This window comes from Actinospineispora acaciae DSM 45401 (assembly GCF_000620785.1).
Lineage (GTDB): Bacteria > Actinomycetota > Actinomycetes > Mycobacteriales > Pseudonocardiaceae > Pseudonocardia > Pseudonocardia acaciae.
On sequence record NZ_JIAI01000042.1, the window covers coordinates 1 to 9,585 of the forward strand.

The window sequence follows — 9,585 nt, forward strand, 5'->3', positions numbered from 1 at the left end:
CTTCGACCTGCAGGCCGGCCCGACCGGCGCGCCCCGGCTGCGCACCACGCTGCACGACGTCATCACCGAGCTGACCAGGGACGTGCCGCTGCGCACCACGGTGCGGATGTCGGGCCCGCTCGACGTCGTGTCCGCCCCGCTGGCCGAGCACGCCGAGGCGGTGGTCCGCGAGGCGGTCAGCAACGCGGTACGCCACGCCCAAGCGCGCGAGCTGACGGTCACCGTGTCCGTGGACGACGACCTGGTCATCGACGTCGTCGACGACGGGGTGGGGATCCCGGACACCGTGGCCCGCAGCGGGCTGCACAACCTCCACCAGCGCGCCGGCGAGATGGGCGGCTCGTTCGTGGTCGAACCGGCCGCCCACGGCGGCACCCGACTGCTCTGGACCGCGCCGCTGGGCTCGTGAACCGCGGTCTACCGGGTGCGGCCGCGAAGGTCGTTGCCGGTGATGATGCCGACCAGCCTGCCGTTGTCGAGCACGGGCACCGCGTGGATGCCGCGCCGGCGCATCGTGTCGGCCAGCTCGGCCGCCGCACATTCGGGCGTGGCGACGAGCGTGACCGTCGTCATCACGTCCTCGACGACCAACGCAGCCTGAGCGGCCGCCGGACGGTGGCGCACCAGGTCGGCCTCGGTGAACATCCCCACCAGCCGGCCGTCGTCGAGCACCGGGAGCGAGGTGATGTCGCGTAGGGCGATCACCAGGGCCGCGTCCGTTGCCTTGGTCCGAGGGGTCGTGGTGAGCACCGGCGCGCTCATCAGCTCGCGCACCCGAGCCGTCGTTCCCTTCGTCGGGTGCGCGGTCACCGCGGTGTCCCCGCCGGTTCTCGTCCCGCCGCTCCCGGGTCCGGCGACGTCCGCGTCCGCGCGGGTGGGATCACCGTGACCGGGCACGGGGCGAACTCGATGAGGCCCCGACTGGTCGATCCCACCGGCGGCTCGGTGAGGGACTCGGTCCGGCGTTGTCCGACCACCACCAGCCACGCCTGCCGGGCGTGGTCGAGCAGCGCCCGCAGCGGTGTGTCGGGCAGGATGTGCTGCTGCACCCGGAGCTCGGGGCGTTGGCGCAGCACCGGCCGCAGCCGTCGGTCCAGCAGCTCGGCGCCGCGCCGCCCCAGCTCGGCCGGCTCGGCGTCGATCCTGTGCGGGTGGCCGGCGAGGTCGCGCACCAGGTCCGAGTAGGTGTGCACCACGACCAGGTGCCGGTGCTCGCCGATGTCGGCCAGTCGGGCGGCGAACTCCAGCGCCTGCGCGCCCGCGTCGGTCTCGTCCACGCCAACCACGACCGGACCGCGGCGCGGTGGCGGTACGCCCGGATGATGGCCGCGCACCACGACCAGCGGGCATTCGCACTCGGCCACCAACGGCAGCGCGGTGGAGCCGGCGAGCATCCCGCTCCACCCCACATCGCCGTAGCTGCCCAGGGCAAGCAGCCGCGCCCCTCGGGAGCGGGCGAGCAGCTGGTGGGTCGCCGGGCCGTAGCGGACCTCGGTGGTCGTCGGCGTGGCGCCGGCACGCTCGGCGGCCGCGCCCAGCTCCCGCAGCCACGACGGCGTCGACGAGGCCACGGTCCCCGCCCGGTTGACCGCGTGGGTCAAACACAGCGGCGCACCCCACAACGCGGCGAGGTCGGCGGCCCACAACGCCGCATCCCGCGCCGAGTCCGACTCGTCCACCCCCACCACGACCGGCCGGGACTCACTCACCGACTCGGTGTGTGCCATCGCCCTGCCTCCTCCCACATCAAGCTCCCGTCAGCCTGGCCCCGAACAGGGGTGCCGGCCTAGGGCAGCCAGGACCACCCCACGAGGCCCAAAGACCCCAACCAGGGACGCCCGCTCCGGCTGGCGTGCGTGCTGGGTTCTTGGGTCGTAAGTCCCTACCGCTCGCCGAGGCGGACCGAGAAGGTGGGCGGGAGTCACCGCATCCGCCGAGGGGTATCGGGAGGTTGAGCAGTGCCTGCGCCCGCATTGTCCGCGCCCGGGTCGAGGACCGGCCTGTCGAGCGACGACTGGCAGTTTCGTCAAAATGCCATTACCGAGCGGTTGCTGACCGCGTTGGAGGACGTGGTGTGGCGCTATCGGGCGCTGGCACCGAATGGGCTGCCGCCTGGTCTCGTTGCCGAGGCCGTGACCGCGGAGGTGGCACACCACCTGTTGGTGGCCCGTGACGCGTTGCGCCGGCTGCCCATCCCCGACTGAGGATCTGGTGATCACCAGAGCTGGCTGTGGGCGTGTGGGTCGTCCGGCACGTCCGTGGCGTACCACGGCGTGTCGGGCGCCGTGGCGAGCGAGTCCGGACCGGCGACGATGACCGGTGCCGGGCTGTAGCGCAGCACGGCCCGGCTGGTGGAGCCGAGCAGCGCCCGGGCCGCCGGTCCGCGCCGGCGGGTGCCGGTGACGACCACCTCGGCACGGCTGGCGAGCTCCAGCAGCGCCTTCTCAGGCGGGCCGGTGCACAGCCGCCACCCGATCGTGACGTCCGGATACCGTCGTGACCACCCGGCGAGCTGGCCGGCCAACGCCTTGCGGTCGCGCTCGTTTCGGTCCTCGTCGGGCAACCCGGGATGGTGCGTGTGCACCACGGTGAGCCGCCAGGCGCGCCGGTCGGCCAGGTCGAAGGCCGTCTGGACGGCCGCGGCGTCCGCCGGTAGGGCGCCGAGGCCGAGCGCGACGACCGGGTCCGGGCGACGTGCCGGTGGCCAGCGGCGGACGCCCACGACCGGGCAGCGAGCTTGTCCGCTGACCTCGAGTGTGGTGGAGCCGAGCAGGATGTCGCCGAGCCCGCCGCTGCCGGTCATACCGAGCACGAGCAGCGCCGCAGGCTCGGATGCGCTGGTCAGCGCCGGTACCGGGGAGCCGGCCAGCACCACCGAGCTGACCCGTGCCGCGCTGGCCTGACTCGCCGCCGCCCGGGCCTGGCTCACGATCGCCCTGGCGTGCCCGCCCCCGGTGGGCGGGGCGGTGTGCGCGATGGCCAGCACCGTCCCGCGAGACACCGCTTCCTCGGCGGCCCAGCGGACCGCGGCCAGCGCGTGGTCGGAGCCATCCACACCCACCAGCACGGCTCCGTCGGGTACCTGGGTGGATATCGACTGCGTGTTCATGCGCCACCGCCCTTCGCTCTCGCCGCCACCCTCGTGCGTGGGCGTCGGCACTCGTAGGGCTGGAGTCCCCCGTCTTCACGGTCGAGAGTCACCTCACGGCATCAGAACGATCTTGCCGTGGACCTCGCCGCCGGCCAGCAGCTCATGGGCCTGCCGCGCCTGCGTCAACGGCAGACGGGCCGCGACGATCGGGTGTAGGTGGCCGTCGGCATGCAGGCGGAACAGCACGGACAGATCGTGGCGGTACCAGTCTGGATGCAGGTCACGAGTGATCGCGCTGCGATAGGTGCGGACCCGCCGCCCACCGGGCAGGGCGTTGGCCGCGAGGGCGAGTGCCCCGGCAGCGTAGAAGGCGGCGAGGCGCGTGGTGCTGCGCCGCCCGGCGACCAACGTCGAGTAGTGCCCGTACAGGATGAGCTGGCCGCGCGGCGCCAGCGCCCGGTACGACCGTAACGAAGTGGCGCCGCCGATGCCGTCGAGCACGATGTCCACCCCGTCGCCGCCGGTGAGCTCGCGGACTCGCGCGGTGACGTGCTCGCTCTGGTAGTCGATGGGCGCCGCGCCGAGGTTGGCAACGACGTCCAGGCCGGCGCCGGTCGCGGTGCCGTACGCCGCGAGCCGGGCCGGGCGGGCGACCTCGAGGGCGGCGCTGCCCACTCCGCCGGCGGCGCCGTGCACCAGGACCCTGGCCCCGGGCCGCGCGTGGGCGACGCGCACGAGCATCTGGTAGGCGGTGATGTAGTTGAGGGCCAGGCACACGGCCTCGGCCGGATCGACGCCCGCCGGTACGGGCGCGAGATGCTCCGCCGGGACACACACCAGGTCCGCGTAGCCGCCGAAGACGGTGATCGCGGCGACCGTCTCGCCGGGTGCGAACCCGGCGACGCCGGCGCCGAGCTTGTCGACGGTGCCGACGAGGTCGTATCCGGGGGTGAACGGCGGGGTCGGGCCGCCCGGATAGGTGCCCTCGCGGATCAGCAGGTCCGGGTAGCCGACCCCGACGGCGAGGGAACGAACGCGGACCTCGCCCAGCGCGGGTTCCGGCTCCGGCTCCTCGACGAGGGTGAGCCGTTCGGGCCCACCGAAAGCGGCAACCCGAATCCGACGGGACTTCCGGGCCATCGCGTGCCTCCTCGGCCGGCCGGCAACGTCGAGCATGCCGGCGCGAAGGGATCCGTGCGCAGGGCGCAAGGTCCCGTCATCGAGGGCCGAAGTCGGGGTCGTTCGGCCCTGCGCCGGGGAGCCTGCCCGGTGGACCGTGGTTGCTTGCCGGATCGGGCAGGGAGGTTGGCGATGAAGGCACGTGATGTGATGAGCGCCCCGGTGATCACGCTGCGGGCGGATACCCCGGTGCACGCGGCCGCGGCGCTGCTGGTGTCGCACGGGTTCGGCGGCGCGCCGGTGGTGGACGCCGAGGGACATCTCGTCGGGATCGCGACGGAGGCGGACCTGGTGCGAGGGCGGGTGCTGCCCGAGCGCTGGGTGGTGACCGGGGAGCTGCCGGACCCGCCGGTGTCGGCGGTGATGACCCGCTCGCCGACCAGCATGCCGCCAGACGAGGACCTCGCGGACGTGGTGGCGTTGATGTTGGACACCAACATCCGTTCGGTGCCGATCGTGGAGGACGGCCGGCTGGTGGGGATCGTCAGCCGTCGGGACGTGCTGCGTGCGGTCGCCCGCCGGGAGCTGGCCGGACGGGAGGCCTGGGCACACCGCGCGGGCATGGCCGGCCAGACCAGGGGCGAGCCGTTCGGGACCTAGGGCATCGGCCGGGCGGTCGACCGGCCCTGTCCGGGGCGCCTGGGCGCCGCACACGCTGTGAGGAGACGGCGAGGGAGGACCAGCATGCGTGTCGAGGCGGCGATGAGCACCCCGGCGGTGACGGTCACGGCGGCGACGCCTGTCAAGCGAGCGGCCGAGCTGCTGGCGGCGCGGGGGTTCACCGTGCTGCCGGTGGTGGACGAGGAGCTGCGGCTGGTCGGCATCGTCAGCGAGGGCGACCTGGTCCGCGATCGTTTTCCGGCCAAGGCCCGGCTGGCCGCCTCGGGTGCGGCCGGGGCCGGCGCGGAGCCGGGTGCCACCGTCGGGGAGGTGATGACCCGCGAGGTGCTCACCGTGACCGGTCGGGACGACGTGCACGAGCTGGTCGAGCGGATGCGCCGGGCGCGGGTGCGCGCGGTACCGGTGTGCCGGGACGGGATGGTCACCGGCGTGGTGACCTACCGCGACCTGGTGCGCACCGTGGCGAGGCGGGACGAACGGATCGCCTCGGCGGTACGGGTGCGGCTGGAGTCGTGCTTCACGCTCGGCCGCTTCGAGGTCGCCGTCGACGCCGGCGCGGTGCTGCTGTCCGACCGGATGGACCGGCCGGAGGACTGGCACACCGCGCGGGTGCTCGCCGAGCAGGTGCCCGGCGTGGCGCGAGCCAGGGTCGCGGCCCGGGCCGAGTCGACCGCCGGTTGATCCCGTGACATCCCCCACCGTCGGTACGGCCAGCGACCCGGCCGGCCTGGTCGGATCGAGGTTCGAGCATCGGGCGCTGCTGGCCGACGGCACGCCGGTCGTGCTGCGCCGGCTGGGCCCCGGCGACCGGGCCGAGGTCGAGGCGCTGCATCGCGAGCTGCCCACGGACGATGCCTACCTGCGCTTCTTCACGCTGTCGGCGTCGAGCGCGCGGGGGTGGCCGATCTCGTGGTTCGGGCCGACGTGGTCGCGCTGGGCGCGTTTCACGGTGGTCGGCTGCTCGGGGTCGCGCACTATCGACGGGAGCCGCCGGGCCGGGTCCCGGAGATCGCGGTGACGGTCGCGCACGATGCGCAGCGCCGAGGGGTGGCCTCGCTGCTGCTGGAGCTCCTGGTGGCCATCGCGGGGGCCGAGGGGGTGACTCGGCTCGGCGCCGAGGTGCTCGTCGTCAACCACGACATGCTCAGGGTCATCCGCGACAGCGGGCTGTCCTATCGCCTGTGGCCGGACGGGGCGGTCGACCACGTGGAGCTGGACGTGCCAGACGGTCTCGCGTCGGTGCTGGAGCCGGCGCCGGGCCGGCCCTACCTGGACTCGATGCTGCGCCGGCAGGAGACCGCGGACGTGGCCAGCATGCGCGCGGTGCTGGCGCCCCGTTCGCTGGTGGTGATCGGAGCGGGCCGCAAGCCCGGCTCGGTCGGGACGATGGTGCCGCGGCGGATCGTCAACGCCGGGTTCGGCGGGTCGGTGCACGTGGTGCACCCGAGCGCCGCGACGATCGCCGGGACGGCCCGCCGCCGATCGGTCGCCGAGCTGCCGACCGGTATCGATCTGGCCGTCCTCGCCGTGCCCGCCCGGGCGGTCCCCGAGGTGGCCGAGGACTGCGGGCGGCGCGGGATCCGCGCGCTGCTGGTGCTCTCCTCCGGGGTGACCGGGGCGCTGGCCGGGCGGATTGCCGAGGTCGCGGCCCGGTACGGGATGCGGGTGGTCGGGCCGAACTGCCTCGGGCTGGTGAACACCGATCCGTCGGTTCGGCTGCACGCGAACTTTGGCCGGGCCTGCGGCGCCGGGCAGGTCGGCGTGGCCGCGCAGTCCTGCGCGAGGCGCTGTTCGCCAGGGCCGGTGTGCTCGCGGTGGACAGCCTCGCCGAGGCCACCGAGGGCCTCGCCGTGCTGTGCGGACAGCCGCCGCCGGCCGGCGACCGGGTGGCGGTGCTGAGCAACGCCGGCGGTGGCGGCGTGCTCGCGGTCGACGCCTGCACCCGCTACGGGCTGCGGCCGGCCACGCTGACCGAGGCGACCCGATCGGCGTTGGCCGCCCTGTTGCCGCCCGCCGCCTCGGTCACCAACCCGGTGGACGCCACCGCGACCGTCCCGGCTTCGACGTTCCGGTGCGCGATCGAGCAGCTCTCGCTCGACCCCTCCGTGGACGTGGTGTTTGCGGTCGCGGTTTCCACCGACGCGGGCGACCCGCTGACCGATCTCGGGTCGATGGCGACGGGTACGCCGCTGGTCGTGGTGCGCCTCGGCCAGCCGGTCGGCGTCGACCGCCTTGCCACGTCCGGGCCCTCGGCGCTTGCGCCGGCGGTGTTCGCCGATCCGTCCGTCGCGGCACGGGCGCTGTCGCTGGCGGTGCGCCGGTCCCGCTGGCTGGCCGCGACCGATCGGCCGTTGCCCGCACCCCTCGGCGTCGACCTGGCGGGGCGCCCGGCGGATCGTCGCCGCCGAGCTGGCCGCGCGCCCGGACGGTGACTGGCTGGCGCCAGGGCCGGCGGCGGGGTTGCTGGCCTCGGCCGGCGTTCCGCTCACCCCGGTGGAGGTGGTCGCCACCGCGGCCGAGGCGGTGCGGTGCTGGCGCCGGTTGGGCGGTCCGGTCGTGCTCAAGGCGGACGTGCCGGGGATGCTGCACAAGAGCGGCGCCGGCGGGGTGCTGACCGGCCTCGACTCCGCCGACCAGGTGCGCCGGGCCTACCAGGTGCTGAGGGAGCGGTTTCGCGACGAGCTGCGTGGCGTGCTGGTCCAGCCGATGGCGCCGCGCGGGGTCGAGCTGCTGCTCGGGGTTACCAGCCATCCGCCGTTCGGGCCGCTGTTCACCGTCGGCCTTGGCGGCACCGCCACCGACCTGATCGCCGACCGGGTGCACTGCCTGCTCCCGGCCACCGAGGCCGAGCTCGACGGCACGCTCGACCGGCTGCGCGCCGCGCCTCGGCTGTTCACCGGCGAGACCGGTGCAGGCGTCCGTGACCAGCTGCTGGACGCGGCACGGCGAATCGCCTGGCTGGCCGCCCGGCTGCCCGAGGTGGCGGAGGCCGAGGTCAACCCGCTGCTGGCCGGCCCGGCCGGAGCCGTGGGCGTGGACGTGCGGGTGCGGCTGGCGCCCGCCACGCCCACCGACCCGTGGCTGCGCGGCCTGCCCACCTGAGCGCTGACCAGGTTCTCGCCCGGGCGGGGCGAAGGTCCCCCGGGCAGGGGTCGTGAGCCGCTGGTCGCCCGCTGTCGCCGATGCGACGCTCATCGGCAGGTGCCGACGAAGGAGGAGCGCGATGTCGTCTCGGGCCGGGCGTCCGATCGTTGTGGGTGTCGATGGCTCGCGGACCGCGCTCGACGCGGTCCGGTGGGCCGCCGAAGAGGCGCGCCGCCGGGGGTTGGCGGTGCGGTTGGTCTGCGCGTTCGCCTGGGCCGACGCACTGCCGCTGGAAGCGGAGCTCGCGGCCAGGGACTATCGGACGATGCTGATGGCCACCCTGCGCGCCAGGGTCAACGAGGCCGCGGCCGCGGTGGCCGAGCTCGCGCCGGAGATCCGGGTGGAGAAGGAGGTCGTGGCCGGCTACCCGGTCCAGGCGTTGCGCGCCGAGTCCGAGCGCGCCGCGCTGCTGGTGCTGGGCGGTCGCGGCGCCGGCGGCGTCCTCGGGCTGCTCGTCGGGTCGGTGGCGACGGCCATGGCTGGACATGCCGCCTGCCCGGTCGTGGTGGTACGCGAACCGGCCGACTCGTCGGCGATTCTGCCGGTGGTGGTGGGCGTGGACGGGTCGCCGCACAGCGAAGCCGCCGTCGCGTTCGGCTACGAGGCCGCCTCGTTGCGAGGTGTTCCGCTGGTGGCCGCGCACACCTGGTCGGACCTGTTGTTCGACCCTCAGGTGGCGCCGATGATGGACTGGGACACGATCGTGACCCGCGAGCGGGAGGTCCTCGCCGAGCGGCTGGCCGGCTGGGCGGAGAAGTTCCCGGACGTCGAGGTCCGGCGGGTGGTAGTCCGGGACCGGCCGGCGCACACGCTGCTCGAACAGGCCGCTCACGCCCAGCTGCTGGTGGTGGGCTCGCGCGGGCGCGGACAGCTCGCCGGCCTTGTGCTCGGCTCGGTGAGCCACGCCGTGCTGCACAACGCGCCGTGCCCGGTCGCGGTGGTCCGGGCGACGGACCTTCCCGCACCCAAGGATCCGAGCTAGACGAGCTACGAGGGAACCGTGTCTCCGGTCAGGCGAACCGGATGATCATCGGTATGGGCCGGCGCGGGTGATTGCGCCCCGGTGCCGCTCGGGGTGCGGTGGGGTGCCACGGTGGCCGCGCCGGATTGGTCGATGGGCTGGGCGGTACCGGCGAGCCGGTAGACGAGCGAGCCGTCGATCGTCTCGTGCTCGAGCAGCCGCTCGCCGAGCCGTTCGAGCTGGGCTCGGTGGGTGGTGAGCAGGTCGGTGGCGCGTTGTTCGGCGTCGCGGAGCAGGCGGGCGACCTCGGTGTCGATGGCGGCCTGGGTGGCTTCGGCGTAGGGGCGGCTGGACAGGTCGGGGCCGCTGGTGCCGAGGAACACCGAGCCGCCTCGGGGGTAGCCGACGGGTCCGATGCGCTGGGAGAGGCCGAACTCGCGGACCATCTTGGTGGCCAGTTCGGTGGCTTGGGCGAGGTCGTTGGCGGCGCCGGTGGAGCCTTGGCCGAGGATGACCAGCTCGGCGGCCCGGCCGCCGAGGCGGACGGTGAGGGAGTCGAGCAGGTAGTCCTGGCCGTAGAGGTGTCGTT

General features: G+C 74.4%; 13 protein-coding genes and 1 pseudogene. 9 read left to right on the forward strand and 5 right to left on the reverse strand.

The window, feature by feature from the left end; genetic code table 11:
* The coding region (locus N912_RS59430; RefSeq protein ID WP_037070383.1) for a sensor histidine kinase at window positions 1-409 on the forward strand (409 nt) is incomplete at its 5' end.
* Between the two features lie 8 nt (window positions 410-417).
* Here the strand turns inward: N912_RS59430 and N912_RS59435 are convergent.
* The gene (locus N912_RS59435; RefSeq protein WP_156994450.1) at window positions 418-810 is read right to left on the reverse strand and encodes a CBS domain-containing protein; all 393 of its coding nucleotides are present in this window, start codon (window positions 808-810) and stop codon (window positions 418-420) included.
* A complete protein-coding gene (locus N912_RS59440) occupies window positions 807-1,727 on the reverse strand; it encodes a universal stress protein (protein ID WP_051581801.1) in 921 nt (306 codons plus the stop codon). Before N912_RS59440 ends, N912_RS59435 begins: the two co-directional genes overlap by 4 nt.
* A gap of 231 nt (window positions 1,728-1,958) precedes the next feature.
* Between N912_RS59440 and N912_RS61410 the strand changes: the two genes are divergently transcribed.
* Entirely contained in the window at window positions 1,959-2,204 is a 246-nt protein-coding gene (locus N912_RS61410) for a hypothetical protein (protein ID WP_156994451.1), read from the forward strand.
* 11 nt (window positions 2,205-2,215) lie between these two features.
* Here N912_RS61410 and N912_RS0147465 read toward each other — a convergent pair whose 3' ends face one another.
* Both N912_RS0147465 and N912_RS0147470 read right to left on the reverse strand, forming a co-directional pair.
* Window positions 2,216-3,109, reverse strand: a complete 894-nt coding sequence (locus N912_RS0147465) for a universal stress protein (RefSeq protein WP_028927937.1) — start codon at window positions 3,107-3,109, stop codon at window positions 2,216-2,218.
* Window positions 3,110-3,202: 93 nt separating this feature from the next.
* The gene (locus tag N912_RS0147470) at window positions 3,203-4,231 is read right to left on the reverse strand and encodes a zinc-binding dehydrogenase (protein ID WP_028927938.1); all 1,029 of its coding nucleotides are present in this window, start codon (window positions 4,229-4,231) and stop codon (window positions 3,203-3,205) included.
* A gap of 171 nt (window positions 4,232-4,402) precedes the next feature.
* On the opposite strand from N912_RS0147470, the gene N912_RS59450 reads away from it, so the two are divergent.
* The 7 genes from N912_RS59450 (at window position 4,403) to N912_RS59455 (ending at window position 9,017) form a co-directional block, all read left to right on the forward strand.
* Entirely contained in the window at window positions 4,403-4,870 is a 468-nt protein-coding gene (locus N912_RS59450; protein WP_084212092.1) for a CBS domain-containing protein, read from the forward strand.
* An 84-nt stretch (window positions 4,871-4,954) separates the two neighbouring features.
* Window positions 4,955-5,572, forward strand: coding sequence for a CBS domain-containing protein (locus N912_RS0147480; protein WP_028927939.1), 618 nt, complete (start codon window positions 4,955-4,957; stop codon window positions 5,570-5,572).
* A 4-nt stretch (window positions 5,573-5,576) separates the two neighbouring features.
* Window positions 5,577-5,909 carry a hypothetical protein gene (locus N912_RS64365; protein WP_028927940.1) on the forward strand — a complete coding sequence of 111 codons (333 nt, stop codon included), beginning with the start codon at window positions 5,577-5,579 and terminating at the stop codon, window positions 5,907-5,909.
* On the forward strand, window positions 5,801-6,790 hold the full coding sequence (locus tag N912_RS0147490) for a GNAT family N-acetyltransferase (RefSeq protein ID WP_156994452.1): 990 nt from the start codon (window positions 5,801-5,803) through the stop codon (window positions 6,788-6,790). Before N912_RS64365 ends, N912_RS0147490 begins: the two co-directional genes overlap by 109 nt.
* A complete protein-coding gene (locus N912_RS64860; protein WP_169748089.1) occupies window positions 6,706-7,323 on the forward strand; it encodes a hypothetical protein in 618 nt (205 codons plus the stop codon). The genes N912_RS0147490 and N912_RS64860 overlap by 85 nt, the downstream gene beginning before the upstream one ends.
* Before the next feature lie 28 nt (window positions 7,324-7,351).
* Window positions 7,352-7,993 (forward strand): acetate--CoA ligase family protein, encoded by a 642-nt coding sequence (locus N912_RS0147500; RefSeq protein WP_028927943.1) that lies wholly within the window; start codon window positions 7,352-7,354, stop codon window positions 7,991-7,993.
* A gap of 121 nt (window positions 7,994-8,114) precedes the next feature.
* The gene (locus N912_RS59455) at window positions 8,115-9,017 is read left to right on the forward strand and encodes a universal stress protein (RefSeq protein WP_037070388.1); all 903 of its coding nucleotides are present in this window, start codon (window positions 8,115-8,117) and stop codon (window positions 9,015-9,017) included.
* A gap of 5 nt (window positions 9,018-9,022) precedes the next feature.
* Here N912_RS59455 and N912_RS0147510 read toward each other — a convergent pair.
* A pseudogene (locus N912_RS0147510) lies at window positions 9,023-9,585 on the reverse strand (hypothetical protein); the annotation flags it as partial.

Excerpts from the sequence above, each read along its gene's own strand:
- N912_RS59440 (WP_051581801.1), bottom strand. The coding sequence starts at position 1,727 with ATGGCACACACCGAGTCGGTGAGTGAGTCCCGGCCGGTCGTGGTGGGG.
- N912_RS0147465 (WP_028927937.1), bottom strand. The coding sequence starts at position 3,109 with ATGAACACGCAGTCGATATCCACCCAGGTACCCGACGGAGCCGTGCTG.
- N912_RS0147470 (WP_028927938.1), bottom strand. The coding sequence starts at position 4,231 with ATGGCCCGGAAGTCCCGTCGGATTCGGGTTGCCGCTTTCGGTGGGCCC.
- N912_RS59450 (WP_084212092.1), top strand. The coding sequence starts at position 4,403 with ATGAAGGCACGTGATGTGATGAGCGCCCCGGTGATCACGCTGCGGGCG.
- N912_RS0147480 (WP_028927939.1), top strand. The coding sequence starts at position 4,955 with ATGCGTGTCGAGGCGGCGATGAGCACCCCGGCGGTGACGGTCACGGCG.
- N912_RS59455 (WP_037070388.1), top strand. The coding sequence starts at position 8,115 with ATGTCGTCTCGGGCCGGGCGTCCGATCGTTGTGGGTGTCGATGGCTCG.